The sequence below is a fragment of the Pseudarthrobacter enclensis genome, from assembly GCF_001457025.1.
Taxonomy (GTDB): Bacteria; Actinomycetota; Actinomycetes; order Actinomycetales; family Micrococcaceae; genus Arthrobacter; species Arthrobacter enclensis.
This window is the reverse complement of record NZ_KQ758602.1, coordinates 146,914-171,711: the sequence shown is the minus strand read 5'-3', so window position 1 is coordinate 171,711 and position 24,798 is coordinate 146,914. Positions and strand designations below refer to the sequence as shown.

At 68.2% G+C, this 24,798-nt stretch carries 28 protein-coding genes, 1 tRNA gene and 1 pseudogene; 19 read left to right on the top strand and 11 right to left on the bottom strand.

The window, feature by feature from the left end; all coding sequences use genetic code 11:
* Positions 1-7 precede the first annotated feature (7 nt).
* Both kdgD and AS031_RS11230 read right to left on the bottom strand, forming a co-directional pair.
* Positions 8-922 (bottom strand): 5-dehydro-4-deoxyglucarate dehydratase, encoded by a 915-nt coding sequence (gene kdgD / locus AS031_RS11235; RefSeq protein ID WP_058268239.1) that lies wholly within the window; start codon positions 920-922, stop codon positions 8-10.
* Positions 923-1,063: 141 nt separating this feature from the next.
* Complete coding sequence (locus tag AS031_RS11230; RefSeq protein ID WP_058268238.1) at positions 1,064-1,948, bottom strand: LysR family transcriptional regulator; 885 nt, start codon at positions 1,946-1,948, stop codon at positions 1,064-1,066.
* A 138-nt stretch (positions 1,949-2,086) separates the two neighbouring features.
* Between AS031_RS11230 and AS031_RS11225 the strand changes: the two genes are divergently transcribed.
* The 5 genes from AS031_RS11225 to AS031_RS20075 are packed head-to-tail and all read left to right on the top strand — an operon-like array spanning position 2,087 to position 5,970.
* Complete coding sequence (locus AS031_RS11225) at positions 2,087-3,097, top strand: tripartite tricarboxylate transporter substrate binding protein (protein ID WP_058268237.1); 1,011 nt, start codon at positions 2,087-2,089, stop codon at positions 3,095-3,097.
* A gap of 5 nt (positions 3,098-3,102) precedes the next feature.
* The gene (locus AS031_RS11220; RefSeq protein WP_082641995.1) at positions 3,103-3,678 is read left to right on the top strand and encodes a tripartite tricarboxylate transporter TctB family protein; all 576 of its coding nucleotides are present in this window, start codon (positions 3,103-3,105) and stop codon (positions 3,676-3,678) included.
* 9 nt (positions 3,679-3,687) lie between these two features.
* Positions 3,688-5,232, top strand: coding sequence for a tripartite tricarboxylate transporter permease (locus AS031_RS11215; RefSeq protein WP_058268236.1), 1,545 nt, complete (start codon positions 3,688-3,690; stop codon positions 5,230-5,232).
* Positions 5,229-5,636 carry a universal stress protein gene (locus tag AS031_RS11210; protein WP_058268235.1) on the top strand — a complete coding sequence of 136 codons (408 nt, stop codon included), beginning with the start codon at positions 5,229-5,231 and terminating at the stop codon, positions 5,634-5,636. The genes AS031_RS11215 and AS031_RS11210 overlap by 4 nt, the downstream gene beginning before the upstream one ends.
* 13 nt (positions 5,637-5,649) lie before the next feature.
* Positions 5,650-5,970 (top strand): hypothetical protein, encoded by a 321-nt coding sequence (locus AS031_RS20075; RefSeq protein WP_176716540.1) that lies wholly within the window; start codon positions 5,650-5,652, stop codon positions 5,968-5,970.
* 48 nt (positions 5,971-6,018) lie between these two features.
* Here the strand turns inward: AS031_RS20075 and AS031_RS11200 are convergent, their stop codons facing one another.
* Complete coding sequence (locus AS031_RS11200) at positions 6,019-6,513, bottom strand: NUDIX hydrolase (protein ID WP_058268234.1); 495 nt, start codon at positions 6,511-6,513, stop codon at positions 6,019-6,021.
* A gap of 111 nt (positions 6,514-6,624) precedes the next feature.
* Between AS031_RS11200 and AS031_RS11195 the strand changes: the two genes are divergently transcribed.
* Positions 6,625-6,894, top strand: a complete 270-nt coding sequence (locus AS031_RS11195; RefSeq protein ID WP_058268233.1) for a hypothetical protein — start codon at positions 6,625-6,627, stop codon at positions 6,892-6,894.
* 11 nt (positions 6,895-6,905) lie between these two features.
* Here the strand turns inward: AS031_RS11195 and radA are convergent, their stop codons facing one another.
* Both radA and AS031_RS11185 read right to left on the bottom strand, forming a co-directional pair.
* A complete protein-coding gene (gene radA / locus AS031_RS11190; RefSeq protein WP_058268232.1) occupies positions 6,906-8,279 on the bottom strand; it encodes a DNA repair protein RadA in 1,374 nt (457 codons plus the stop codon).
* 57 nt (positions 8,280-8,336) lie between these two features.
* Positions 8,337-9,464 carry an FUSC family protein gene (locus tag AS031_RS11185; RefSeq protein ID WP_058268231.1) on the bottom strand — a complete coding sequence of 376 codons (1,128 nt, stop codon included), beginning with the start codon at positions 9,462-9,464 and terminating at the stop codon, positions 8,337-8,339.
* Positions 9,465-9,715: 251 nt separating this feature from the next.
* On the opposite strand from AS031_RS11185, the gene pstS reads away from it, so the two are divergent.
* From pstS to AS031_RS11160, 5 genes are all read left to right on the top strand, one after another.
* Complete coding sequence (gene pstS, locus AS031_RS11180; protein ID WP_058268230.1) at positions 9,716-10,837, top strand: phosphate ABC transporter substrate-binding protein PstS; 1,122 nt, start codon at positions 9,716-9,718, stop codon at positions 10,835-10,837.
* Between the two features lie 104 nt (positions 10,838-10,941).
* The gene (gene pstC, locus AS031_RS11175) at positions 10,942-11,874 is read left to right on the top strand and encodes a phosphate ABC transporter permease subunit PstC (protein ID WP_058268229.1); all 933 of its coding nucleotides are present in this window, start codon (positions 10,942-10,944) and stop codon (positions 11,872-11,874) included.
* On the top strand, positions 11,875-12,987 hold the full coding sequence (pstA, locus tag AS031_RS11170; RefSeq protein WP_058268228.1) for a phosphate ABC transporter permease PstA: 1,113 nt from the start codon (positions 11,875-11,877) through the stop codon (positions 12,985-12,987).
* A 79-nt stretch (positions 12,988-13,066) separates the two neighbouring features.
* Positions 13,067-13,846: a phosphate ABC transporter ATP-binding protein PstB gene (gene pstB, locus AS031_RS11165; protein WP_058268227.1), complete on the top strand. Its 780-nt coding sequence runs from the start codon at positions 13,067-13,069 to the stop codon at positions 13,844-13,846.
* A gap of 139 nt (positions 13,847-13,985) precedes the next feature.
* Positions 13,986-14,381, top strand: a complete 396-nt coding sequence (locus tag AS031_RS11160) for a hypothetical protein (protein WP_074446957.1) — start codon at positions 13,986-13,988, stop codon at positions 14,379-14,381.
* A 24-nt stretch (positions 14,382-14,405) separates the two neighbouring features.
* On the opposite strand, the gene AS031_RS11155 is transcribed toward AS031_RS11160, so the two are convergent.
* The 4 genes from AS031_RS11155 to AS031_RS11140 form a co-directional block, all read right to left on the bottom strand.
* Entirely contained in the window at positions 14,406-14,810 is a 405-nt protein-coding gene (locus AS031_RS11155) for a hypothetical protein (RefSeq protein WP_058268476.1), read from the bottom strand.
* Between the two features lie 164 nt (positions 14,811-14,974).
* The gene (locus AS031_RS11150; protein ID WP_058268225.1) at positions 14,975-15,985 is read right to left on the bottom strand and encodes an inorganic phosphate transporter; all 1,011 of its coding nucleotides are present in this window, start codon (positions 15,983-15,985) and stop codon (positions 14,975-14,977) included.
* Between the two features lies 1 nt (position 15,986).
* Positions 15,987-16,550: a DUF47 domain-containing protein gene (locus AS031_RS11145; RefSeq protein ID WP_058268224.1), complete on the bottom strand. Its 564-nt coding sequence runs from the start codon at positions 16,548-16,550 to the stop codon at positions 15,987-15,989.
* 345 nt (positions 16,551-16,895) lie between these two features.
* Positions 16,896-17,555, bottom strand: coding sequence for a hypothetical protein (locus tag AS031_RS11140; RefSeq protein ID WP_058268223.1), 660 nt, complete (start codon positions 17,553-17,555; stop codon positions 16,896-16,898).
* 216 nt (positions 17,556-17,771) lie between these two features.
* On the opposite strand from AS031_RS11140, the gene AS031_RS11135 reads away from it, so the two are divergent.
* A tRNA-Lys gene (locus tag AS031_RS11135) sits at positions 17,772-17,844 on the top strand.
* 111 nt (positions 17,845-17,955) lie between these two features.
* On the opposite strand, the gene AS031_RS11130 is transcribed toward AS031_RS11135, so the two are convergent.
* Positions 17,956-19,122, bottom strand: coding sequence for a GDSL-type esterase/lipase family protein (locus tag AS031_RS11130; RefSeq protein ID WP_058268222.1), 1,167 nt, complete (start codon positions 19,120-19,122; stop codon positions 17,956-17,958).
* A 53-nt stretch (positions 19,123-19,175) separates the two neighbouring features.
* Between AS031_RS11130 and AS031_RS11125 the strand changes: the two genes are divergently transcribed.
* From AS031_RS11125 to AS031_RS11105, 6 genes and pseudogenes are all read left to right on the top strand, one after another.
* A complete protein-coding gene (locus AS031_RS11125; protein ID WP_058268221.1) occupies positions 19,176-20,216 on the top strand; it encodes a LacI family DNA-binding transcriptional regulator in 1,041 nt (346 codons plus the stop codon).
* A gap of 95 nt (positions 20,217-20,311) precedes the next feature.
* A complete protein-coding gene (locus tag AS031_RS11120) occupies positions 20,312-21,145 on the top strand; it encodes a DUF4397 domain-containing protein (RefSeq protein ID WP_058268220.1) in 834 nt (277 codons plus the stop codon).
* Between the two features lie 119 nt (positions 21,146-21,264).
* Positions 21,265-21,993 (top strand): class F sortase, encoded by a 729-nt coding sequence (locus tag AS031_RS11115; protein ID WP_058268219.1) that lies wholly within the window; start codon positions 21,265-21,267, stop codon positions 21,991-21,993.
* A gap of 15 nt (positions 21,994-22,008) precedes the next feature.
* Positions 22,009-22,131, top strand: a pseudogene (locus AS031_RS20310) (RNA polymerase subunit sigma-24); the annotation flags it as partial.
* A 21-nt stretch (positions 22,132-22,152) separates the two neighbouring features.
* Complete coding sequence (locus AS031_RS11110) at positions 22,153-22,623, top strand: RNA polymerase sigma factor (RefSeq protein ID WP_371325985.1); 471 nt, start codon at positions 22,153-22,155, stop codon at positions 22,621-22,623.
* Positions 22,610-23,401, top strand: a complete 792-nt coding sequence (locus AS031_RS11105; protein ID WP_058268217.1) for an anti-sigma factor — start codon at positions 22,610-22,612, stop codon at positions 23,399-23,401. The genes AS031_RS11110 and AS031_RS11105 overlap by 14 nt, the downstream gene beginning before the upstream one ends.
* 10 nt (positions 23,402-23,411) lie before the next feature.
* On the opposite strand, the gene AS031_RS11100 is transcribed toward AS031_RS11105, so the two are convergent.
* Entirely contained in the window at positions 23,412-23,894 is a 483-nt protein-coding gene (locus AS031_RS11100; protein WP_058268216.1) for a hypothetical protein, read from the bottom strand.
* 205 nt (positions 23,895-24,099) lie between these two features.
* On the opposite strand from AS031_RS11100, the gene AS031_RS11095 reads away from it, so the two are divergent.
* Positions 24,100-24,765 carry a dihydrofolate reductase family protein gene (locus AS031_RS11095; protein WP_058268215.1) on the top strand — a complete coding sequence of 222 codons (666 nt, stop codon included), beginning with the start codon at positions 24,100-24,102 and terminating at the stop codon, positions 24,763-24,765.
* The last annotated feature ends 33 nt before the right edge of the window (positions 24,766-24,798 follow it).

Below are 24,798 nucleotides of genomic sequence, written 5' to 3'. Positions count from 1 at the left end.
GTGACGGCTAGGAAACGGTGGCGATCAGGGCTTTGAGGTCCGCGAGGTCCTGCGGTGCCAGGTTTTGCAGCGGTGTGCGGACCGGTCCGGCGGAGCGGCCGATGGCGTCGAGGCCGCCCTTGACGATGGACACAGAGTAGCCCTTCACGCGGTCGCGGATATCAAGGTACGGGATGACAAAGTCGTTGAGCTTCTTGTTGACGGCGGCACGGTCCTGGTTGCGCACGTCCTGGTAGAAGTCCAGGGCGAACTGCGGCACGAAGTTGTACATGGCGCTGGAGTAGGTGCTCATCCCAAGCTGCAGCAGCGGCAGCGCGAAGGTTTCTGCTGTGGGCAGGCCGCCCAGGTAGAAGAGCCGGTCGCCGAGCTTTGCGTACACTCGGGCGTCGTGTTCCAGGTCGCCCACGCCGTCCTTGAAGCCGATGAGGTTGGCGTGGCGGTCCGCCAGGGTTGCCACCGTGGTGTCCTTGTAGATGGCGTTGGCGCGGTTGTAGATGATGACGCCCAGCGATGTGGCGCGGCAGACGGCGCTGACGTGCTCCACCAGGCCGGCCTGGTCCGCTTCGGTCAGGTACGGCGGGAGGAGCAGGATGCCGTCGGCCCCGGCAGCCTCAGCGGCCTTGGCGTTTTCGATGGCCTGGGCGGTGGATCCGCCGGCGGAGGCGAGCACCGGGACCCGGCTGCCCACTTCGTCGACGGCGGTGCGGACCACGCGCTCGGACTCGGCCGGGGTGAGGGAGAAACCTTCGCCGGTGCCACCGGCGGCGAAAAGGCCCGCCACCGGGAAGCTTGCCTGCCACGAAAGATGCTTGCGGTAGTTCTCCTCATCGAACTGGAGGTTGGCGTCGAAGGACGTGACGGGGAAGGACAGCAGGCCTTCCTTGAGGGTGTCCGCCAGTTCGTTGGGGGTGTACTTTGCCACGGTGTGGTCCTCCGGGTGTGAGCGCCGCGAAGGCGGCAGGCTGATGATTCCCTCCCAGCGTAGGAGCGCCGCCTATGCCTGTCTAAGTGCATTTTTATATGTATTGATACCTTCCGGGCATTATCCAGCGGGCGGCCGCGGCTACTCCATCGCGAACTCCAGGTCACGCAGCAGGCGGGCCAGGGCCGGGTTGGTGATCCTCCGGTTCCACAGTGCATGCAGCTCCACTTCTTCCCCGCGGCCCGCTTCCAGCGGGAGGAACTCGACGTCCCGGATGCCCAGCATGGTGGCGGAGTGCGGGACGAAGGCCAGTCCGCGCCGGGCGGCCACGAGCGAGACCATGGTGAGGATCTGGCTCACGGTGTGGACCACGTTGGCGTGCCGGATGGGCAGCATCCGCACCACCAGGTCATAGAAGTACCGGGCCTGGGTGGGAGAGTGCATGATTAGGGGCTCGTCCTTGAAGTCCTCAGCCGTGATGTCCCTGCCCAGCAGTGTCAGCGGGTGCCCGGCGGGGACCGCAACCACCATGGACTCCCGGTAGAGCAGGTGCGAGTCGAAGGTCTCCCGGTCGAACGGCGGCCGGGCCAGGCCCAGGTCCAGTTCGCCGGTAAGCAGCCCGTTGAGCTGCTCGCCCGTCACCAATTCCTGAAGGTCGATGTCCACGTCCGGGATGATGCCCGCAAGTTCGCCCAGCAGCGGGCCAAGGATGCTGAAACCGCTGGCTGCGGTGAACCCGATCCGGAGGACGCCCGCCCGGCCGGAGGCAATCCGCCGGGCAGTGGCCGGAGCCCGCTCGGCGAGTGCCATCAGGCGGCGTGCCTCGTCCAGGAACGCCTCGCCGGCCGAGGTCAGGGTGACTTTCCTGTTGTCCCGCTCCAGCAGCTCGGCACCGATGATCTTCTCGAGTTTCTGGATCTGCCGGCTCAGCGGCGGCTGCGTCATGTTCAGCCGCTCCGCTGCACGTCCGAAGTGGAGTTCCTCCGCAACGGCGATGAAGCCTGCCAGCTGGTCGAAAGTAAACATGATGCCTTCCGGGTATCAAATGATGCAGATTCGGGCTTAGACAGGCATCATAGCCGCCCCTACACTCGACACAGCGAACGGGGTGACCCGGTTCACAGATTGTTCCGGGCCCCACCCGGAGATTAACGAGGAGTTCCAATGAAGCACTTCCCCACCCGCCGTGCCATCCTCGGCACCGCATCGGCCTTCACGCTGTTGGCCCTGACGGCATGCGGCGGCAACGTCGGCGGCGGCGCCGCGGCCGGTAATTCGTCCAAGTACCCCAGCGGCCCGGTCACCCTCACGGTTGGCCAGGCAGCCGGTGGCAGCACCGACCTCATTGCCCGCGCCCTCGCCGAGGGGGCAGCCAAGACCCTCGGCTCGCCCATGCCGGTAGTCAACAAGCCCGGCGCCAACGGCGCACTCGCCACCAAGGAGGTGTCCGGCAAGCCCGCCGACGGGCAGGAACTCGTGCTGCTGACGGCATCGCTGATCACCATCACGCCGCTGGCCGTCAGTGCCGACGAGGCCGTCAACATCGACGACCTGGACATCATCGCGGGGCTGTCGCAGGACGACTACGTGCTCGTGGCCAGCCAGCAGTCCGGCTTCAAGAGCTTCAAGGACGTCACGGACGCCGGCCGCAACGTCACCTTCGGCACCACCGGTGTGGGCACCGGCAGCCAGTTGGCCCAGACTGTCCTGTTCAAGCAGGCCAACGTGAAGGGCACGGACGTTCCGTTCGACAGCGGCAAGCCTGCACTCACCGCGGTCCTGGGCAACCAGGTGGAACTGGCCACCATCCAGCTCGGCGAGGCCATGGCGCAGATCGAGGCCGGCAAGGTGTCCCCGCTGCTCGTGTTCTCCGAGGAGCGCAACAGCTTCCTGCCGGATGTTCCGTCCGCCAAGGAAGCCGGTTACGACGTCCCCGTCGCCCAGTACCGTGCGGTTGCGGCGCCCAAGGGCACGCCGCAGGAGGTCAAGGACAAACTGCTTGCTTCCTTCCAGGACACGTTCAAGACCGACGCCTACCAGGAGTTCAACAAGAAGAACCTGCTGACGCCCAAGGAGCTCACCGGAGAGGAAGTCGTCACCGAGTGGAAGGGCTACGCAGAGAAGTACAAGGAGCTGGTGGGGAAGTACGACATCAGCCTCGGCGGGAACAAGTAAGAACCATGGAGACAACTCCAGCAGTAACCGCCGGACGGGACGGCAGCACCGCCGCCCCGTCCGGTGGGGACACCAGCCACGACGTCCCCGAAGCACTGACGCCGGAACAGCTCGCGGCACAGTGGGAGGAAGAGAAACCGCCTGCCGCCGGCCCCCTGGCCAACGCCGCCTCCTCCCTGGTGGTCCTCGGGCTGGGCGTCGGGGCCCTCATCCTGTCCGTTGCCATGGGCCTGGGCACCCTCTCGGCACCGCAGCCCGGGCTCTGGCCGTTCATGGCCAGCTGCGTCATGGTGGTCCTGGCCGTTTGCCAGCTGACCCTTGGCCGGCGCAACCGTGACGCGGAAAAGTTCACGCGCATGTCCGTTGCCGCGCTGACCGGCCTGGCCACCCTCGCGGCGATGGTGGCCCTCATGCCGGTGATCGGCTTCGAGATTCCCGCCCTGGTCCTGTGCATCATCTGGATGAAGTTCCTCGGCGGGGAAACCTGGCGGTCCACGCTCCTGGTCAGCGTCCTGGTGGTGGTCGCGTTCTACGCCATCTTCATCCTGGCGCTCGCCACCTCGATTCCCCACCTCTTCTAGGAGACCACCGTGGATTTCCTCAATCCTGTGCTCAACGGGTTCTCGGTCGTCCTGGAACCCACCAACCTGCTCTACTGCCTGGTCGGCGTCGTCATCGGCATGCTGATCGGCGTGCTGCCAGGCCTCGGCCCGGCCGCCACGATCGCCATCCTGCTGCCTTTGACCTACGGTGTTGAACCGGTCACCGCCATCATCATGCTCGCCGGCATCTTCTACGGCGCCCAATACGGCGGCACCATAACGTCCGTGCTGCTCAGGCTGCCCGGCGAGGCGTCATCCGTGGTCACCGTGTTCGACGGCTACCAGATGGCGCGGCAGGGGAAGGCCGGCACCGCGCTGGGCCTGGCCGCCATCGGATCCTTCATCGGCGGTACCGCAGCCATCATCGGGCTGACGTTCCTCGCACCCCTCGTGGCAGGGTTCGCCCTGGACTTCGGTCCGCCCGAATACTCCGCCCTGGCCATGCTGGGCATCCTCCTCGTGGCCACCATCAGCGGCGGGTCCAAGGTCAAGGCACTGATTGCCGCCTCGGTGGGGCTCCTGCTGGCCACAGTCGGCCGCGACATCTTCACCGGCGAAAGCCGGTTCACGTTCGGCAGCCTCCAGCTCGCCGACGGCATCGACTTCGTACCGATCGCCATGGGCATCTTCGGCCTGGGCGAGATCCTTTACAACCTCGAGGAGCGGCACCGCGCCGCCAAGGCGCCGTCGAAGGTCTCCAACGTCTGGCCCTCGCGCGGCGACCTGAAGCACGCCTCCGGAGCCATCGGCCGCGGCTCCGTCCTGGGCTTCTTCCTCGGCATCCTCCCCGGCGGCGGCGCCACCATCGCCTCCATGGCCTCGTACGCCATGGAAAAGAAGCGCGCCAAGAACCCCGAACGGTTCGGCAAGGGCGCACCGGAAGGCGTTGCCGGCCCCGAGACGGCGAACAACGCGGCCGCGACGTCGTCGTTCATTCCGCTCCTGACCCTCGGCATCCCCGCCAACGCCACCATGGCCCTGATGTTCGGTGCGCTGCTGATCCAGGGCGTCACCCCGGGCCCGCAGCTGGTGGACCAGGAGCCGGAGCTGTTCTGGGGCGTGGTGAACTCCATGTATATCGGCAACATCCTGCTGCTGATCATGAGCCTGCCCCTGGTGGGGATCTTCGTGCGGATCCTCCGGGTCCGCGCCGCCATCCTCGCCCCGATCACCGCCCTGATCACCCTGCTGGGTGCCTACACCATCAACAACAGCATGTTCGACGTGACCCTCGTGGTGGTGTTCGGCGTGGTGGGCTACCTGATGAAGAAGTTCGGCTTCGAACCCGGCCCCCTGGTCCTGGCCTTCGTCCTGGGCGAACTGCTGGAAAGCTCCCTGCGCCGCTCACTGCTGGTGTTCGACGGCGACCCCACAGGCTTCTTCACCCGGCCCATCTCGGCCACCCTGCTGGCGGTCTTCGTCCTGGTGGCAGTGCTGCCGGGCATCCGCAGCGCAATAGCCAAGCGCAAAGGCACGACGGCGGCCGGCGCCTCCGCCACGGACATCACCAACAACATCAAGGAGAAGGTATGAGCATCATTGTCGGGTTCGTCCCCACACCCGCCGGTGAGGCTGCCCTCGCCGCCGGGATCGCCGAAGCGCAGCTGCGGAACCAGGAGCTGTTCATCGTCAACTCCGCCCGCCAGGGAGCCCTGGTGGACAAGTCCGTTGCCCCCGACGACGTGCTGGCCCAGGCAGAGGCGCGGGCCACCGCAGCCGGGGTGAAGGCCACCGTCATCCAGCCGCCCTACCAGCACGACCTGGCGGACGAGTTCCTGGACGTGGCCAGGGAGGTTGACGCCTCACTCATCGTCATCGGACTGCGGCACCGCACCCAGGTAGGCAAGTTCATCCTGGGCAGCCACGCGCAGCAGATCCTCATGCAGGCGGACCGGCCGGTGCTGGCGGTCAAGGCCGCCAACGGGCACTTCCAGTAACGGGAGGCCTGCCATGTACCAGCGGCATTCGACCCGGCGCGGCGCGCAGCCGGCGGTCCGGCGCAGCCACCCCCAGGGCCCTGCGGCCATCCCCGACTGGTCGAAGTTGGGCAAGGAGGACACCGTGGAGGTCAGCACCTCCGGCGGCAGCGTCATGGCAGGAACCATCGACATGATTGCCCCGGACCGCAGCGTGTTCTGGCTGATCCGCCACGACGGCGGCGGACGGACCATGGTCTGCTGCGGCGACGGCGTCTCCGTGGTGAAAGTCCAGGACGCCGGGGGTGCGCCGGTAGGGGAGCGCGCGCCGGGCTGCGGCCCGGCCGCCGGATGACGTGGAGGGCCCTGGCTGCAGCCGGGAACGGGGCAGCGGTTCCGGCTCCTACGTGTCCGTGCTGACCAGGTCCAGCAGCGCATCCAAGACCGGCAGCTGGCCCTTCACCAGCTTCTCCCGGGCCTCCGTCAGCGGGAACCAGCGGGCATCGTCGATCTCCGGATAGTGCTGGATCCGGCCCGAGCCCCTGGGCCACTCCATCGGGAAGGTGTTGCTGGTGATGTGGCCGGGCCGGAAATCCTGCTCCGCGGTGTAGACCGTGATGCGCTTGCCGCTGGGCTGCCGGAACTCTCCCAGCAACACGTACTCCGCGGCAGGGGCCGGGCTGCCCATTTCCTCCCCGAACTCCCGGAGGGCCGCCGCCAGCGGGTCCTCCTGGTCGGTGTACTCTCCCTTGGGTATGGACCAGGCGTGGGCGTCCTTGCGCGCCCAGAACGGGCCGCCCATGTGGGCGATCCACACCTGCAGCTGTCTGTCCGCAGGTGTGCCGACGGAGTCGCCGCCCACCCGGTACAGCAGGAGCCCCGCGCTTAGAACCGGCATTTTCCCCTCCACTGCAGGCAACGCTTTGGAAACTGTTTCCACGGGTTAACCCGCAGTTCACGGTACTGCTTTAGGTTATTCCTTCAGGCACTTCGCTCGAAGGGACCCATCATGGCCAACATCGCTGAGGTTTTGGGACGGCTGACGCCGGAAGAACTTGATGAGCTGCACAGCCTCGGGCCGCAGGGCCATGTGCCCCGCCACCTCCAGGACGCCTTGGACCGTGCGGCCGGTGGCCCCGGTTCCGGCCGCGGCTACTACGTGCCCACCGGAAACGTCAGCGCCACCGGCGGGCCTCTGATGGTCCTGCGCAGCGACGTCGCCGGGTGGCTGTTCAGCGCCCACCGGGACGATCCCAACCAGCTTCCGCAGCATCCCTGATCCGCCGGCCGCTAGCCGATCAGGAGGCTGAGGGCTTCCGTCAGGTGCTCCACCTCCCGGACTGAGAACCCGGCGGGGACCGGTCCGGGGCCGGTGTGGCTGGCAGGGACCACGGCATGCGTGAATCCCAGCCGGTGGGCCTCCTGGATGCGCTGGTTGATGCCCGGGACCGGGCGGACCTCCCCGGCCAGTCCCACCTCGCCGAAGGCGATCAGCCGGACGGGCAGCGGTTTGCGTGCCTTGGCTGAGGCGACGGCCAGGGCCACTGCCAGGTCCGTGGCCGGTTCGCTGAGCTTCACGCCGCCCACGGTGGCCACGTAGGAGTCGTCCTTGTGCAGCTGGGTCCCCGCGCGCTGCTGCAGCACGGCCAAAAGCATGGACACCCGGGAGCTGTCCAGGCCGCTGGTGGCGCGGCGCGGCTGCGAGTTGGGGCTTTCGGCCAGCAGGGACTGCACCTCCGCCAGCAGCGGGCGGCGGCCCTCCATGGTCACCGTGATGCAGGTTCCGGACACCGGGTCCTTGGTGCGGCTGACGAACAGCCCGCTGGGATCTGCCAGCCCTTCGATGCCGTTCTCGTTCAGGTCGAAGCAGCCGACGTCATCCGTGGGGCCGTACCGGTTCTTCACGGCGCGGAGCAGCCGCAGGCGGGAGTGCCGCTCACCCTCGAACTGGCACACCACGTCCACCAGGTGCTCCAGCAGCCGTGGCCCGGCGATGGATCCGTCCTTGGTCACGTGGCCCACCAGGAGCGTGGTCATGTTCCGGCGCTTGGCCGCGGCGATGATGGATGCCGCCACCTCCCGGACCTGGGACACGCCGCCGGCGCTGCCGTCCACGTCAGCGCTGCTGAGCGTCTGGACCGAGTCCAGGATGAGCAGGCGCGGTTCGATCTTCTCAACCTGCCCCAAGGCCTGCCCGAGGTCCGTCTCCGCGGAGAGGTAGAGGGATTCGGCGACGGCGTCGATCCGTTCGGCGCGCAGCTTCACCTGAGCAGCCGATTCCTCGCCCGTCACGTACAGGACGTCCTGCGCCGTCCGCGCGAACTTCGCGGCCACGTCCAGCAGCAGCGTGGACTTGCCCACGCCCGGTTCCCCGGCCAGCAGGATCACCGCGCCGGGAACCAGGCCGCCGCCCAGCACCCTGTCCAGCTCGGCCACGCCGGTGGGCATGAACGCCGCAGTGGTGGCGTCCACCTCGGCGATGGGCCGGGCAGGCTCCACAACGGTAGTGGCCGCGGTGGTCCTGGCCACCGCGGTGCCCGTTTCCTCAACCGTGCCCCACGACTGGCATTCGCCGCAGCGGCCCACCCACTTGACGGTGGTCCAGCCGCACTCGGCGCATTTGTACGCGGGCGCCTTGGAGGCCCGGGAAGTCTTTGATGCCATGCGTTCAACCCTAGCGGCGGGCACCGACATCGGAGCCTTCGGGGCAAAGACCGGCTGTTACAGCGCCGGAAGGATGTCCCTGGCCTCCCGGGCATCCATGCCCGTGGCCTCGAGCAGGTCCACCATCAGGGGGCGGAACAGCATCACCACGGTTTCCCCCTCAAGGCGCTGGACCCCCAACAGCTTCGGGTGCAGCCGCAAGGCGATTTCACTGAGGTCGTTGCGGGCCGTGCGCAGGTGGGCGCGCCGGACGCCGTCGTGCGTTTCCGCCAGTCCAAGCGAGAGCTCGTCAATCGCGGCAGCGGTCTCCCGCAGCACCTCGGTAATGTTCTCCGTCGCCTCGTCCGAGAGCGCGGCATGGTTGATGGCGCTGGTGAGCCGCCGGGCAAACACGCGGCTGTTGCGCAGCGCCAGGTCAATGAAGTCCAGCGACTCCTTCAGCCGGTCCAGCTCGTCCCGGTGGCGCCGGTAAGCGGGCGCCAGCCGGGCCACTTCGTTGGAGGCGCGCAGCGAGTGCCGCATCCCGTCCACCAGGGGCTGGCAGTTTCGGCCACGCACCAGGGCGTGCCAGGCCCTGGTGGAGTCGCTGTCCACCAGGGCGTCCGAGCACTCGCGCAGGACTTCCGCCAGCTCGTGCAGCAGTTTCTGGACGTCCCGGCGCGGCTCCCGGCGGGGGTCCTTGGGCATGAGGATGGTGACCAGCAGCGCGCACAGGCCGCCCACCACGGCGTCGATGCTGCGGGTGAACGGGCCCCCGGACGGCGCCGGCAGCAGCACCACCAGCAGCGACTGCAGCGCCAGCTGGGTGGTGAAGATGTTGCCGCTGTCCAGGAAGCGGGCCAGCAGGATGGAGAACAGGAGCACGACGGCGGCCTGCCAGATTCCGCTGCCCAGCCAGTGCAGGAGCAGGTCACCCACGGCGATGCCGATGGTGCAGCCCAGGCCCACCTCCAGCACGCGCCGCAGCCGCGGCTCACGCGAAAAGCCCAGGGCGATCAGCGACGACGTAGCCGCGAACAAGGGCCCGGAGTGGCCCAGCACATACTCGGCGAAGGCGTAGGCGCCCACCGCGCAAACCGTCATCTGGATGGCCGGCACCAGCGAATTGCGGCTCCTGATCAGTCCCGTGCGCATGCGGCCGCGCAGGAAGTGCCTGCTTGCTGTCAGTCCTGCTGCGGGGGCCATGGCCCCAAGTCTATTGCGGCCCGGACGCGGCCCGGCGCGGACACTGCACTACGGCGGCGAATGTGATCTGCGCAATGGTGACCCGGCATTTGTTAACCAAAATCCCGCGGTCGTTAAGGTCCCGTTCACTTTGCGCAGCCCATCCCGTTACCTGCGGCCCATAACTTTCTTGAAGGTACAGAACGTACGCATCGCGCAGCAGGGTTCTCCGTCCCTGCCCGCACTGAATCACCCTGGAAGGGGTACATCTAGTGAAGGCACTCCGCTTTGGCCGCCACGCGGCTATCGCTGTTATCGCAGCAGGCGCACTCGCGCTGACCGCCTGCGGTTCAGACAACGCCACTGGCACCACGCCCGCCGGCAACCAGACTTCCTCCGGCCCCAAGGTGACCGGCACGCTGACCGGCATCGGCGCATCCTCCACCGGCGCGGCCATGGACGCCTGGAAGGCAGGCTTCGCCTCCGCCAACCAGGGTGCCACCGTGCAGTACTCGCCGGACGGCTCCGGCGCCGGCCGCAAGGCCATCATTGACGGTTCGGCCCAGTTCGCCGGCTCCGACGCGTACCTCAAGGACGAAGAGATCGAGAGCTCCAAGGCCGTCTGCGGCCCCGACGGCGCCATCAACATCCCCGTCTACATCTCGCCCATCGCGGTGGCCTTCAACATCCCCAACGTCACCGAGCTGAAGCTGGATGCCGCCACGGTGGCCAAGATCTTCCGCGGCCAGATCACCAACTGGAACGATCCCGCCATCGCCGCCCTGAACGAGGGAGTCACCCTGCCGGACCTGAAGGTCACCCCGGTCAACCGCTCCGATGACTCCGGCACCACCACCAACTTCACCGACTACCTGGCCTCCGCCGCCCCCGAGGTCTGGACGGACAAAGCCTCCGGCGTCTGGCCCTCCAGCCTGCAGGGCGAGAACGCCAAGGGCACCTCCGGCGTCGTCAAGACCGTCACCGACACCCCCGGTGCGGTCACCTACGCCGACGACTCCGCCGTGGGCGGCAAGCTGGGCACCGCCTCCATCAAGGTGGGCGAGGAGTTCGTGAAGATCTCCGCCGACGCCGCCGCCAAGGCCGTCGAAGCCGGCAAGCCGGTGGACGGACGTTCCGCCAACGACGTCTCCATCAAGCTGGACCGCAAGACCACCGCATCCGGCGCCTACCCGGTGGTCCTGGTGTCCTACCACGTGGTGTGCAGCACCTACGACAAGCAGGAAACCGTTGACCTGGTCAAGGCCTTCGAGAACTACGTAGTGTCCGACGCCGGCCAGCAGGCCGCCGCCGACTCCGCGAAGTCCGCCCCGCTGTCCTCCTCCCTGGCGGAGAAGGCCCAGAAGGCCATCGAGTCCATCAAGGTCAAGTCCTAACCACGCACCGCCACCGGGTTCCCCGCCTGCCGAGAGGCAGGCGGGGAACTTCGGTTTGGACGCAGCAACTTTTTCGTGCACGAAACCGATCGAAGGGCCGTCGAATGACCGCCACCTCCCTGACCAGCACCCAGGGCGCGGGCCGCGCCGGGGACAAAGTCTTCTCGGGCGCCGCGCTTGCCGCCGGCTGCCTCATCCTCGCCGTCCTGTTCGGCGTCGCACTCTTCCTGGTGGTCCAGGCAATTCCCGCCCTGACCGCGCCTGCCGCGGAAATCCAAGGCGGAGCAGGCTTCTTCGCCTACATCTGGCCCATCGTGATCGGCACCCTCATCGCCGCCGTCATCGCCCTGGTGATCGCAACCCCGATCGCCATCGGGGTTGCCCTTTTCATCTCGCACTTCGCCCCGCGCGGACTGGCCGCCGGCCTGGGCTACGTGGTGGACCTGCTCGCCGCCATTCCCTCCGTGGTCTACGGTGCCTGGGGTGCCACGTTCCTGGCCCGCGAAATCTCCCCCGCCTACAACTGGCTGGCGGACAACATGGGCTGGCTGCCCATCTTCCAGGGCCCGGCCTCCGCCACCGGCAAGACCATCCTGACCGCGGGCATCGTCCTGTCCGTCATGGTGCTGCCCATCATCACCTCGCTGTCCCGCGAGATCTTCCTGCAGACCCCCAAACTGCATGAGGAAGCAGCCCTGGCCCTCGGCGCCACCCGCTGGGAAATGATCAAGATGTCCGTCCTGCCCTTCGCACGGCCCGGCATCATCAGCGCCGTCATGCTCGGTCTCGGCCGTGCCCTCGGGGAGACCATGGCCGTGGCCCTGGTGCTGTCCTCCGGAGCGTTGACCGCGAGCCTGATCCAGTCCGGCAACCAGACCATCGCCGCGGAGATCGCCCTGAACTTCCCCGAGGCCAGCGGCCTGAAGGTCAGCACGCTCATCGCAGCAGGCCTGGTCCTCTTCGTCATCACCCTGGCCGTCAACATGCTCGCGCGCTGGATCATCACCCGGCACAAAGAATTCTCGGGAGCCAACTAAATGACCTCCACGCTTACCCCGGTGCGCAGCAAGCGCTCGCAGCTGACCAAGGGCCAGCTGCCCAAGTACGCCCCGTACGCCGTCCTCGGTGCCGCGCTGATTGTCGGCGCCGCCGTCATGGCCCTGATCGGCTTCAACGCCTTCGGGTGGGGCATCGTCTCGGCGCTGCTGTTCGCCGTCGGACTGGTCAGCTGGAGCGCGGCCGCTGAAGGTTCCCGCAAGGCCAAGGACCGCCTGGCCACCTGCCTGGTGGTGGGCTCGTTCCTCATTGCGCTGCTGCCGCTGATCTCGGTCATCTGGACCGTGCTGGTCAACGGCATCCCCGGCCTGCTGAACCCCGGGTTCCTGGGCAACTCCATGAACGGCGTCACCGGCGTCTACGACAACCGTGCCGTGGAGGAAGGCGGCCCCGTGCTGGGCGGTGTCTACCACGCGCTGCTGGGCACCGTGCAGATCACCCTGCTGGCCACCGTCATCTCGGTACCGGTGGGCCTGCTCACCGCCATCTACCTGGTGGAATACGGCAACGACGGCCGGCTGGCCCGCGCCATCACCTTCTTCGTGGACGTGATGACCGGCATCCCGTCCATCGTGGCCGGCCTGTTCGCCGCGGCGTTCTTCTTCGCCGTGGTGGGTCCGGGCACCAAGACCGGCGCCGTGGCCGCCGTCGCGCTTTCCGTGCTGATGATTCCCGTGGTGGTCCGCTCCAGCGAGGAAATGCTGAAGATCGTCCCCAACGAACTGCGGGAGGCGGCCTACGCCCTTGGCGTCCGGAAGTGGCGCACCATCATCAAGGTGGTCATTCCGACGGCAATCTCCGGCATCGCGTCCGGCGTCACACTGGCGATCGCCCGCGTCATCGGCGAAACGGCCCCCATCCTTGTCACCGCCGGATTTGCCACCAGCATCAACTCGAACGTCTTCAGCGGCTGGATGGCATCGCTGCCCACGTTCATCTACACCCAGATCCTCAACCCCACCTCGCCGGCCAACCCCGGGCCGTCAGCGGAACGGGCCTGGGGCGCAGCCCTGGTGCTGATCATCCTGGTCATGATCCTCAACCTCGCGGCACGCCTGATTGCCAGGATCTTCGCTCCGAAGACCGGCCGCTGACCGGCGCGGAACACCGCCCTTCCGGCCCGGCCGGCCGGATGCCAGACTTCAATTCATCCCCACTTAGTGAAGGAACACCATGTCTAAGCGCATCGACGTCAAGGACCTGAACGTGTACTACGGCGACTTCCTCGCCGTTGAGGACGTCTCCATCAACATCGACGCCAAGTCCGTCACCGCGTTCATCGGCCCCTCCGGCTGCGGCAAGTCCACCTTCCTGCGGACGCTGAACCGCATGCACGAGGTGATCCCGGGCGCCCGAGTGGAGGGCGAGGTCCTGCTTGACGGCGACAACCTGTACGGCCCCGGAGTGGACCCGGTAACGGTCCGTTCCCAGATCGGCATGGTTTTCCAGCGGCCCAACCCGTTCCCCACGATGTCCATCCGGGACAACGTGTTGGCCGGCGTGAAGCTGAACAACAAGAAGATCTCCAAGGGCGAAGCAGACGTGCTGGTGGAGCGGTCGCTCAAGGGCGCCAACCTGTGGAACGAGGTCAAGGACCGTCTGGACAAGCCCGGTTCCGGCCTGTCCGGCGGACAGCAGCAGCGGCTTTGCATTGCCCGGGCCATCGCCGTGGAGCCGCAGGTGATCCTGATGGACGAGCCCTGCTCCGCCCTGGACCCCATTTCCACGCTGGCCATTGAGGACCTCATCAACGAACTCAAGGACCAGTACACCGTGGTCATCGTGACCCACAACATGCAGCAGGCAGCCCGCGTCTCGGACAAGACCGCGTTCTTCAACATCGCCGGGACGGGCAAGCCGGGCAAGCTGATCGAGTTCGGTGACACCCACACGATCTTCAGCAATCCGGTGGAGAAGGCCACGGAGGACTACGTCTCCGGCCGCTTCGGGTAAACCCTGCAGGGCGCCGGACCGGGCAGGCATGCCGGCGCTACAGGCGCCGCTGCAGGAGCACTGGCGGGATCCGGATCTATTTAGTACGCTGAACTAGATACTTACCGGACTAGTAATAAGCCAGCATAGGAGCTACGCAGTGACGGACATTGCCAGCGGTCCCCGAGTCCCCCAGCTTGACCTTTCCGGACACGGAAGCCGTGACATGCTGCCGCTGGCGGACCCGCTTCTCCAAGGGTATTCCAGCCTCGCCGGCGCAGGGACGCAGGTGCCGCTGGATCCGCCCGCCCCGGCCCTGTACGCGGAACCGGACGGCTCCGGCGATGACCTGCTCTCGGCCGTGTGGCGCACCAGTTCCTACGTGGAGAGCGTCCAGTGGGAACTCGACTCCGCCCACGGCCAGCTGGTCCAGGCGGTACGGCAGGCTGCCGCCGCGGGCGTGGCCCAGGATGTCCTGTGCCGCGCGGCCAACCTGGCGCCGGAGGAACTGGCCGCGGCGCTGGAAGACAACCACCCTGGCGGTCCGGTCTTCTGACCAGGCGGCGCCGTCCGGGCACCGCTATTCCGGCACCTCAAGCTGGAAGCCGCAGCGGCAGCGCAGCACCCGGGTTGGCAGGCATACGGCGCTGAGCCCGCTGCCTGACCGGCTGCTCCGGTAGCAGAGCCGCTCGATCTCGAATTCGGCTTCCTCCATGGGGTAGCCGCAGTGGACATAGTCGTCGCCGAACATGATCACCTGGGCCATGAACCGCACCTGGTGCAGCGCGGCGACGACGTCGGAGGCGTAGGCCGTGTGCTCCTGGAACCTGTCACAGTCCCGGCAGGTATAGGAAACGCTCACCAGGTCTCCGCCGGCGCCCAGGGCGCTGATGGCATGGATGGTCAGCTGGTGCTCCGTGCCGCACTCCTCGCAGCGGAGCTGGCGTGGCTGGGGCAGGGGACGCCGGGGATGGGAGGAAGACATGCTTGCCTGCTCTTTTCCGGGACGTGCATCCTTGCCGCCGGTATGCTGCAGCGGCGCGGCCGGCACCTGCACTCAGCGCCGGACCGGTCCCCGGCTACCCAGCACTGGGGGACGTCTTCCGAATCTACGTCAACGCTGACCGGCCGGACAAGGGAAGGGGGCCCCTATCCCAAGGGGGAGAGGGCCAGGGCCAGGACGAATGCCAGGGCCGCCGTGACAACCGGTGTGAGCACCCACAGCCCCACGATCCGGATGACCAGCCGGCGGTTGGTCACGGAAAAGTGCTGGTTTTCCCCCGCGCCGAGTACGGCCGAGGTTACGGTGTGGGTGGTTGACAGGGGCCAGTGCAGGGCCAGTGCCCCGACGAAAAGCATCAGGGCGCTGTACATCTGCGCCACCGAGCCGCGCAGGGGGTCGATCCGGGTGATCCGGTACCCGATGGTGCGCGAGATGCGCCAGCCGCCGAACAGTGTTCCGGCGGTGATCATGACCGCGGACAGGAGCGCCACCCACAAAGGGATGCTCCCGCCGTCGGAATAGCCGGCGGCCAGCAGCGCCAGCAGCAGCACGGCACTGACCCGCTGGCCGTCCTGCAGGCCGTGGCCGAAGGCGACGGCCCCGGCGGCGATGGACTGGCTGCGGCGGAACCGCTGGTTCACCACGCTCGGCTGCGTGTGGCGGGCGGCCCAGGTGGCCGGGTACACCAGCAGGAACGCCCCGCTGTAGGCCACGAGCGGTGACAGCAGCAGCGGCAGGACCACCTGGAGCAGCAAAGACTGGTCCACCCCGCCGACGCCGGACCCGCCAACGGCCAGGCTGGCCAGGCCAGCGCCGGCCAGGCCACCCACCAGCATGTGGGTGGACGGGACGGGGATGCCGCGCCACCACATCAGCAGCCCCCAGGCGCACGCGCTCAGCAGGCCGGCCACCAGGATGTGCAGTCCGTCGGTGCCCGGGGGCAGGCTGATCCAGGTCTCGCTGACCGCGACGGCCAGGGTGGCGCTGAGCAGGGCGCCCACGAAGTTGAAGAAGGCTGCCAGGAGTACGGCCACACTCGGTGTGAGCGCCCGGTTGCGGACGGGCAGGGCGGTGGACAGGGAGACGTCCCGGAAGCCGTTGAGGAAGGCAAACACGGCGGTCAGGAGCACCACCACGCCAAAGATGGCGGCTGTCACCTCAGGATTCCTTGACGATGATGCTGCCTACCTGGGTGGCGATCCGCCGCATGTCCTTGGTGACTTCCACCAGCTGGTTGGCGACGTCCCGGTTGCGGGAGTACTGGGCCCACTTCATGTCCGCCATCATGTCCGCAACCCACACGCGGTGGGTACGCTCCGCCCGTTTGGTGAGGCGGAGGACCTCAATCCAGTAGTCCTCAAGGTCGTCCAGGTTGTTAAGCCGGCGCATCGCATCCACGGTGAGCTCTGCCTGCCGGCTGATGATTTCCAGCTGGTCGGCAGCGCGCTTGGGCAGCCTGTCCAGTTTGTAGAGCGCCACCAGCTCGGCGGCGGCGTCCATCTTCTCCATGGCCTCATTGAGGTACCGGGACAGGCTGTACATGTCCTCGCGGGGGAGCGGGTTCACAAAGCTGGTGCGCATGTGGGTCAGGAGGGCAAAGTGCAGCTCGGAAGACTTGGCGTCGTGGTTGTGCATGTCCTCCACGAGCCTGGCGTGGTCCGCGGCGGACACCCCCAGGATTTCGGCGAGCGTGCCGCTGGCCAGGACGATCTGCTGCGCCATCTGGGAAAGGAGTTTCAGCCCGGCGGGCTCCTGGGGAAATAGACGCAGCTGCTTCACGTAATTACCGGTCTCCGGGGAAAGTTCAAGGGGGGACTGCCGCCGTGTGACTTGACCCCGGCGCGCAACTGGAGCTAACTCTACCGGTCAGCCGGTGCGCCCCTGAAACGGCGCGATGGCCTGAGGGCAGAAAAATGGTGCCGAACCGGATACGCCTCTCGGCGGTAGGCCGCTCTAGGCGGCTGAGTGTTGAAGCCCGGGGGTTTCGCGGTTCGGCACCGGTTTCAGTCTTCTACGATGCTCTGCCCAAGTCAATCTTGACAGCGGGCCGGCCTTTGGGCAGCAGGGTCAGTCGAGCTCGCCCAGGCGCCACGCGTTGGCCGCGTGTTCCAAATCCTCGGCGGTTTTGACCAGTTGGTGAGAGTTGCGGGTCAGCCGGCTGGCGTGGGCCTCGTTGGCGTGCTCGGCACCGTCGGCGAGGGTTGCCTGGCCGAGCGCCACGACGCGGCAGAACGCGGCGGAACGTTCCAGCGCGACGTCGAACTCGCCGTCGAACGCGCCGGAAAGGATGGCGTCCGCCATGGTGCGCATTTCGTCGGCACCGGGCGGTTCCGCCGCCCCGGCCACCACGTTGGAGACCTGTGCGGTGTCCCGGCCCGCGCGGAAGTACACGGAGATGCGTTCCGGGTCCTGGACGGTGGCGGCGCGGAGGGCGTACAGCCGCCACAGCGCGCCGGGCAGCGAGCGGGCCGGGCTTTCAGCCCACATTTCCGCGATGGCTTCCAGGCCCTGTTCGTCGGCGAGCTTGACCAGGCGTTCGGTGATCATGGGGTCGTCGCTGTCGCGGCCGTGGCGGACCAGTGCCTGGGCTGCCAGGTGCGCTGCTTCGGAGACCCTGGCGGGATCGGCTCCGCCGGCGAAGGGCTCAAAGTCGATGGGCGCGAACGGTTTGGGCTTGTGGTGCCGGTTCGCGCCGCCGTATGGCTTAGGTCCTGCTTGCTCGCTCATGCCCCCACGCTACTCCTGTGCCGTGCCCGAATCGAGCATGCGGCAGGGGCGCATCGGCCGCCGGGCACTGCGGGCAGGACCTGTGCGGAACGGCCGACGGCGGCACCCGGCCTGGGTGCGGAGGCGCCGGAACCATGCGTTACAGTATTAACGTCCAGAAATGGATGGGCCGGTCCGGAGGCAGCGGCGATTACCGCAGCGTCAACGAACCGGCTGGGGCCTTTAGCTCAGTTGGTAGAGCATCGGACTTTTAATCCGTGGGTCGTGGGTTCGAGCCCCACAGGGCCCACCCTTGCAGCGGGCCGGAAGCCAGTGGTTTCCGGCCCGCTGCGTTTTTCCGCCTCCCAACCCGGGCTTGTTCGCGGATCAGGGCCTTGACGGCAGGGGTCTGCGGACTGGCTTAGGACAGGATGCCCTCGGCGTCCGGAAGCCAAGGGCTGCCGGCTGCGAGGGCCGTGAACCGTTCGCCGATCAGGCGGTAGCCTTCGGTGTCAGGATGGAGCCGGTCCGGAAGCAGGTGTGCGTCGCCGGCGCCGAACAGCCGCAGTCCGTCGACGTAGTGCAGGTTGCGGTCCAATGCGCCGCGCCGGGCGGCGGCGTCAGCGATGATGGCCCGGGCGTCCCGCAGCGTTAGCAGGCCATCCCCCTGCCTGCGGGGAAGGTCAGTCGCCAGGAATTTTCCGTCCACCAGCCGCGAGGGGCCGGGGGCCTCCTCATGCTCCGGGCAGTAAATGGGGGACACCAGGACCACCGGGGTGGTGGGATGGCCGTCCCGCACCGTGTCCAGGAAGCCATGCAGGGCCGGGGCGAAGGTGCGCCGGCGCAGGCTGGCACTGTTGATGATGTTAATGCCCACCTTCAGGGTGATCAGCTCCGCCGGCTGGTCCCGGATGGTCCGGGCAGCGAACTGGTCCATGTGCGCGGAGCCGGCAAGCCCCAGGTTGTACAGGTCCAGGCCCAAGGCCCCGGCGGCGATGACCGGCCATACCCCCAGGGGCGTCTCCGCGTGTGAGGACTGGCTGATGGAACTGCCGTAGTGGATCCACCGGGGCGCCGTGGCCGGAGCGGGGTGAAGGGCGGCATCGGAGCGGACGCCGTGGATCAGTACCGTGCCGCGGTGGGGAAGCCACAACGTGACGGTGCGTTCCCGCCGTGGTCCGGGGAAGTCGAAGCGGGCCACCGACGGGGTGCCCGGGGTGAGCGTGCTGCTGCCGTCCGGGAAGGTTTCCAGCACGTCGCCCTCGTGGAAGAGCAGGCTCCCGGTGAGCCCGTCCGACGTCGTCATCCCCACCGCTGCAGGCTGCAGCGGACGCCAGCGCCAGGCGGCCGATTCCCGGGTGAAGGTCAGGTGCAGTTCCAGCCAGGATGCGTCCGTCCGGTACTCCAGCCGTACTCCGGACGCGGTGGCGTTGGCGGCGGCCAGGGCGGGGTCGCCGCCGAACTGGTCCTGCGCCCATCCCGGCAGGCGCCTGATGGCGATGCCGGCCGGTCCGTCGGTGATGTCCAGGGCGCCCCGGAGTCCTGCGCGGGCGGTTTCTCGTGCCGTGCCGGCGGGGTCCAGGGTCATGCTCCCATTCCACCATGGCCGGGCCATGGCGCTCCGCCGGGGACAATGGGCGTATGGCAAAAACCACCAAAGGCAGGATGCCGAGGCTGGAGGACGTGGCGGAGGTGGCCGGTGTCTCACACCAGACCGTCTCCCGCGTCATCAACAGCCACCCCAACGTCAGCAAGGCCACCCGGGAGAAGGTGGAGGCCGCCGTTGCGCAGCTGGGCTACCGGCGCAACACGGCCGCCCGCAGCCTGGTGACCAGGCGCTCGCAGACCATCGGCGTCCTGGCCAGCGAACTGTCCCAGTACGGACCCGCGAACACCCTCCTGGGCGTGGAACAGGCCGCCCGGAATGCCGGCTACTTTGTCAGCATCGCAGCCCTCCGTGAAGTCGGCGGGGAAGCCATCTCCGCCGCCGTCAGCCACTTCCTGGACCAGGCCGTGGACGGGATTGCCGTGCTGGTGCCGCACGCCGGGACGCTGCAGGCCCTGGCCGGCATGGACATCCCGGTGCCCGTGGTGGCGGTGGGGTCGCCCGGGAGCTCCAGTTTCAGCGGTGCCATGGTGGACCAGCGCGCCGGTGCCCGGCTCGCCGTCGAGCACCTCATTGCGCAGGGCCATCGGCGGATCGGCCATGTGGCCGGACCGCCGGACTGGATTGACGGCGCCGAACGCGCCGAGGGCTGGCGTGAAGCCCTGGCCACCGCCGGGCTGCCGGACGACCTCTTCATGGAAGGAGACTGGAGCGCCGGCAGCGGGTACGCCGTCGGCCGCCGCCTCGCCGCCGAACGCACCGCAACCGCACTCTTCGTGGGCAATGACCAGATGGCGCTGGGCCTGCTGCGTGCCTTCGCCGAGGCCGGCGTCCGCGTGCCCGACGACGTCTCCGTAGTGGGATTCGACGACCAGCCGGAATCGGGGTACTTCAGCCCTCCCCTCACCACCGTCAGGCAGGACTTCGAGGAACTGGGCCGGCGGTGCATGGACACCATGCTGAAGGAAATCGAGGCCGGGGCGCCGGTCAGTTCCACCGTGGTGGCGCCGGGCCTGGTGGCCCGCGCCAGCACCGCACCGCCCGGCCAAGCGCCGGAGGGCACGCCCACCCCATAAATTTTCATGAATCTGCATCCAACTTCCTGCCTGCGCCAGTAGTAGGGGTGTCAGCAAAAATCAGCCCGCCCGGCGGGCCGAGCAAGGAGAAGGACATGCGCAGAAGGATCTTCACGGCAGGTGTTGGTGCGGCAGCAATCGCAGCTTCCATCGCACTGGCCGGTCCCGCCAACGCTGCCGAAGGAGACGCCCAGCTTTCCGTGCTGCACGGCGTCCCCAACCTGACGGTGGACGTTTGGGTCAACGGCAACCGCACCCTGGACGACTTCACCCCGGGCAGCCTCGCGGGCCCGCTGGCACTGCCCGCAGGGGCGTACCAGATCGCCATCACCGCCGCGGATGCTCCTGACGCCTCGGCCGCGGTCATCGGTCCGGTCTCGGTGAACCTGGCAGCCAACGGCAACTACACGGCAGTCGCCAACCTCGACGCCGCCGGCAAACCCACGGCCAACCTGTTCACCAATGACATGTCCCAGATCCCGGCCGGCAAGGGCAAGCTCACCGTCCGGCACACCGCCGCAGCGCCCGCCGTGGACGTCCTGGCCGGCGGCAGCCCGGTGATCACCAATCTGTCCAACCCCAATGAGCAGACCCTGACCCTGGACCCCGGAACCATCTCCGCTGCTGTTGCCGCCACCGGCACCACCGCTCCGGTGATCGGGCCCGCCGATGTCACGGTGAAAGAGGGCACGCACACGATCGTCTACGCGTGGGGCAGCCTGACGGACAAGAACCTGCAGCTCGCAGTGCAGACCATCGACGGAATGCATTCCGCGCCGGGCTCGGTCCCCGGTGCGCGGGACGGATCGGCTGACGCAGCCCCCGCTCCGGCCACGCTGGCACTGGGCTTCGGCGCCGCCGCCCTGGTCCTCCTGCTGGGAGGCCTCGGCGTGGCCCGCACCGCCGCAGCCCGCAACCGGCAGCAGTAACTCCGCGGCAACCGCCGCACAAGGCAGGCCGCCCGGTGTCGTTGTCCCCGCGCACCGGGCGGCCATCATCTCCGGCGCCTTTCCGGCGCCAACCATCGAACGGCAGGGAGGCGCGGCTCATGACAGGGCGCACGACGACGGCAGGCGGGTCCCGCCGTCGTCCTTCACGTTTTCAGGGGGCCGGGTTGCTCGCGGCGGCCCTCCTGCTGACCGCCTGCGCGCCGTCCGGCGCCGGAACAGCGCCCGCCGGCCCGGCGTCCACCGGCCCTCTTCCGTCCGTGGCTGTGCCGTCCGCCGCCGCGCCCGGGACGCCTGCGGCGGCCGGCACCACGGCACCGCCCGCCACCCCGCCGGCCTCCGCCGTGGTCCCCATCCATCCGGCAACACTCCAGGCCCCGCAAGCCGATCCGGCGCCCACTTCGCTGACCGTCGAGGGGACCGCCATCGACATGCCGGTGCAACCCGGAGGCGTGTCGGACGGGGGAGCCATGGAGATTCCGGATGCCTTCGACCAGGCGGCCTGGTACCGGTTCGGTCCTGCCCCGGGGGCGTCCCAGGGCGCTGCCGTGATCGCCGGCCACATCGACACCACTTCGGACCGGGCGCCGTTCTCGGCATTGAAGTCACTGGTTGCGGGAACAGTTATCAGGGTGGGCCGCGACGGTGCCCCGCCCCTCACCTACCGGGTGACCCGGGTTGAGCTGATGGCCAAGGACAAGTTCGACGGCGGCGCCCTGTTCCGCCGCACAGGGCCCCACGAACTCAAGGTTGTCACCTGCGGCGGCAGGTGGCTGGACGAGCGGATGGACTACAGCGACAATGTGATAGTCACCGCCGTCCCCGGATAGGCGGCGGCAGCCGTGTTTCTCGTCGCCGACGCCGGGAAGGAGTCCCTGATGGCACTTCCCGCGCAGCCCTCCCGGGGGTGGGACGACGCACTCACCGCGTCCTTCCTGGCGGGTGACGAGTCGGCCCTCGCGGCGGCCTACCGTGAATTCGCGCCGCTGGTGCACACCCTGGCGCTGCGCTCCCTGGCGGACCGGGCCGCCGCCGACGACGTCACCCAGGAAGTCTTCATCCGGGTCTGGCGCTCGCGGAACACCTTCAACCCGCAGGTGGCGCGCCTTCCCGCATGGATCGTGGGCATCACCCGCAACGCCATCGCCGACGCCCATTCGTCCTCGGCCCGGGAAGCCCGCAAGGCGTACGCAGCCGCCGGCGCCGGGCTGGCCGCCGCGGACACCGGTGCCGGAACGGAAGCCGCTGAAGTCCTGGCGGACCGGCTGCTCCTGGATGGCGAACTGGAGCGGCTGGGCGAGCCCCAGGGATCCATCATGAAACTGGCGTTCTACGAGGATCTGACGCACGAGCAGATCTCGAGGAAACTTGACCTGCCCCTTGGTACGGTCAAGAGCCACATCCGCCGCAGCCTGACGCATTTGAGAAGCAGATTGGAGGTAGACCATGCCGCATCTTGATCCGGAACAGTTGAGCCTCCTTGCGCTGTACGAGGGCTGGGAAGACCCGGAAGGCCGGGAGCACCTTGAGGGCTGCGCTGAGTGCGCCGCTGATTACGCCGCACTCCGCCGCACCGTTGACGCTGTCAGGACCACGCCGGACACCAGCCGGCTCTCCATTCCCGGGCCGCAGGTGTGGGCGGGAATCCACGGGGAACTGGGCCTCGGCGAATCCGTGCGGGAGGACCCCCTGACTGCTGCCGCCCCGACGGCGGCCGCCGGCGGACAACCTGCCGCAACCGAAAGGAATGCCGGGGAACCCGCCGGCCCGCCGCCGTCGAACGTTGCCTCATTTGTCCCGCGGAAGAAGGCCTGGTGGCAGCGGACGGGAACCTGGGTGGCTGCTGCCGCGGCCGTGGTGCTGGTGGCGGCCGGGGGAATCTGGGCGGGAACCCGTCCGGCCCAGCCCACCCAGCTGGCGCAGGCGCAGCTCACGCCGCTGGCGCAGTACTCTGCCACAGGGTCCGCCAAGGTGGTGGAGTCCGCTGACGGTTCCCGAAGCCTGCAGGTCACCCTGGACAAGGACGAGGCGCGCGGCTACCAGGAGGTCTGGCTGATCGCCCCCGACCTGTCCCGACTGGTCAGCCTGGGTGTGATGAACTCAGACTCCGGGACGTTCCAGGTCCCTGCCGGCCTGCAGTTGGCGGACTACCCGATTGTGGACGTTTCCGATGAACCCGTGGACGGCAACCCGGCCCATTCCAGCGTCAGCATTGTGCGTGGGACCCTGACCTCCTGAGCGCCCCAAGCTAGGCCTGCTCCGGACCGGCCACTGCCAGGGCTGCAGGCTTCGCCGCGGCCCTGGCGAGCCGGCCGGTGGCCCACGCCGTCACCAGCGCCGCCCCCATGTGCAGGTACAGCAGGAGGTGGAGGTCGTGCGGTGCGGTTGCCTGCGCTCCGCCGCCTGCTGTATCGGCGGCCGGGGCGCTGCCATGGCCGTGGGTGGGCAGGTCGATTCCGGTGGACACTGAGAAAGCTGCGAAGGCCAGGTGGAGCACTTGCTGGACAACCCCGGATAACAGCAGCAGGCCCCACCCGGGCAGCCGCCACGGCCTGCCGATGGCGGCCGCCATGCCCAGCAGCGCCGCCAAAGCCACCACGATCAGGGGAGCGGGGGAGGCGCCGCCGCCCAGGACGTGCGCCGCGAGCCCCAGGCCGGTGGCAAGGGGGCCGGGCAGCCAGGCCAGCGCGGCAAGGCGAGGCCGGTGCGGTGGTGTTCCGGCGGTGTTCACGCGGCTTCCCCTCTGCGTGCGGTTGGCAGTACCAGTGGACCGTACCCCGGTCTGCCTCCTTTGAACGGGTTTTCGCGGGCGTGGTTTCCCTGTCCCGTGCCCATGCGCGGAATTCACTGCGCCGAAACCTCTGGAGTTGGCCGGCCCCGCAACCCTAGAGTGGGTCAACCGGGGTGATCTGGACCCGCAGCCTTCAGGAGATGACATGTCCCTCGTCCGTGTGCACAACTTCTCGATTTCCCTTGACGGCTTTGGCGCCGGCGAGGGGCAGACGCTTGAAACCCCGTTCGGCCATGCGGGATCGCGGCTGATGGAATGGGCGTTCGAGACCCGCACTTTCCGGGAAATGGGCCTGCACGGCACCACGGCCGGCAGCCGCGGGGTGGACGAGGCATTCGCCAGCCAGTGGGGCAACGGAGTCGGCGTCGAGATCATGGGCCGGAACAAATTCGGCCCACAGCGCGGACCCTGGCAGGACGAGGAATGGAAGGGGTGGTGGGGTGACAACCCCGTCTTCCACACCCCGGTGGTGGTGCTGACGCACCATCCCCGGCCCGTCCTGGAGATGGAGGGCGGCACCACCTTCCACTTTGTGGACGCGGATCCGGCCGCCGCGCTTGAGCAGGCCCGCGCCCTGGCCGATGGCGGCGACGTGCGGATCGGCGGCGGTGCCGCCACCGTCAGGCAGTTCCTGGAAGCAGACCTCATCGACCACCTGCACGTCGTGGTGGTGCCAATCATCCTGGGGCGCGGCGAGCGGCTCTGGGACGGGTTGGAGGGGCTCGAGGAACGCTTCGACATTGAGGCCACCCCGTCCCCGTCCGGGGTGGTCCACATGGTCTTCAGCCGCAAAGCCGCGCCGCAGGACTGAATTCCTGGACTGAAAGCTGGTCCGGACCGGCCG

Excerpts from the sequence above, each read along its gene's own strand:
- AS031_RS11230 (WP_058268238.1), bottom strand. The coding sequence starts at position 1,948 with ATGTTTACTTTCGACCAGCTGGCAGGCTTCATCGCCGTTGCGGAGGAA.
- AS031_RS11225 (WP_058268237.1), top strand. The coding sequence starts at position 2,087 with ATGAAGCACTTCCCCACCCGCCGTGCCATCCTCGGCACCGCATCGGCC.
- AS031_RS11220 (WP_082641995.1), top strand. The coding sequence starts at position 3,103 with ATGGAGACAACTCCAGCAGTAACCGCCGGACGGGACGGCAGCACCGCC.
- AS031_RS11210 (WP_058268235.1), top strand. The coding sequence starts at position 5,229 with ATGAGCATCATTGTCGGGTTCGTCCCCACACCCGCCGGTGAGGCTGCC.
- AS031_RS20075 (WP_176716540.1), top strand. The coding sequence starts at position 5,650 with ATGTACCAGCGGCATTCGACCCGGCGCGGCGCGCAGCCGGCGGTCCGG.
- AS031_RS11200 (WP_058268234.1), bottom strand. The coding sequence starts at position 6,513 with ATGCCGGTTCTAAGCGCGGGGCTCCTGCTGTACCGGGTGGGCGGCGAC.
- AS031_RS11195 (WP_058268233.1), top strand. The coding sequence starts at position 6,625 with ATGGCCAACATCGCTGAGGTTTTGGGACGGCTGACGCCGGAAGAACTT.
- radA (WP_058268232.1), bottom strand. The coding sequence starts at position 8,279 with ATGGCATCAAAGACTTCCCGGGCCTCCAAGGCGCCCGCGTACAAATGC.
- AS031_RS11185 (WP_058268231.1), bottom strand. The coding sequence starts at position 9,464 with ATGGCCCCCGCAGCAGGACTGACAGCAAGCAGGCACTTCCTGCGCGGC.
- pstC (WP_058268229.1), top strand. The coding sequence starts at position 10,942 with ATGACCGCCACCTCCCTGACCAGCACCCAGGGCGCGGGCCGCGCCGGG.
- pstA (WP_058268228.1), top strand. The coding sequence starts at position 11,875 with ATGACCTCCACGCTTACCCCGGTGCGCAGCAAGCGCTCGCAGCTGACC.
- pstB (WP_058268227.1), top strand. The coding sequence starts at position 13,067 with ATGTCTAAGCGCATCGACGTCAAGGACCTGAACGTGTACTACGGCGAC.
- AS031_RS11155 (WP_058268476.1), bottom strand. The coding sequence starts at position 14,810 with ATGTCTTCCTCCCATCCCCGGCGTCCCCTGCCCCAGCCACGCCAGCTC.
- AS031_RS11145 (WP_058268224.1), bottom strand. The coding sequence starts at position 16,550 with ATGGCGCAGCAGATCGTCCTGGCCAGCGGCACGCTCGCCGAAATCCTG.
- AS031_RS11140 (WP_058268223.1), bottom strand. The coding sequence starts at position 17,555 with ATGAGCGAGCAAGCAGGACCTAAGCCATACGGCGGCGCGAACCGGCAC.
- AS031_RS11130 (WP_058268222.1), bottom strand. The coding sequence starts at position 19,122 with ATGACCCTGGACCCCGCCGGCACGGCACGAGAAACCGCCCGCGCAGGA.
- AS031_RS11125 (WP_058268221.1), top strand. The coding sequence starts at position 19,176 with ATGGCAAAAACCACCAAAGGCAGGATGCCGAGGCTGGAGGACGTGGCG.
- AS031_RS11120 (WP_058268220.1), top strand. The coding sequence starts at position 20,312 with ATGCGCAGAAGGATCTTCACGGCAGGTGTTGGTGCGGCAGCAATCGCA.
- AS031_RS11115 (WP_058268219.1), top strand. The coding sequence starts at position 21,265 with ATGACAGGGCGCACGACGACGGCAGGCGGGTCCCGCCGTCGTCCTTCA.
- AS031_RS11105 (WP_058268217.1), top strand. The coding sequence starts at position 22,610 with ATGCCGCATCTTGATCCGGAACAGTTGAGCCTCCTTGCGCTGTACGAG.
- AS031_RS11095 (WP_058268215.1), top strand. The coding sequence starts at position 24,100 with ATGTCCCTCGTCCGTGTGCACAACTTCTCGATTTCCCTTGACGGCTTT.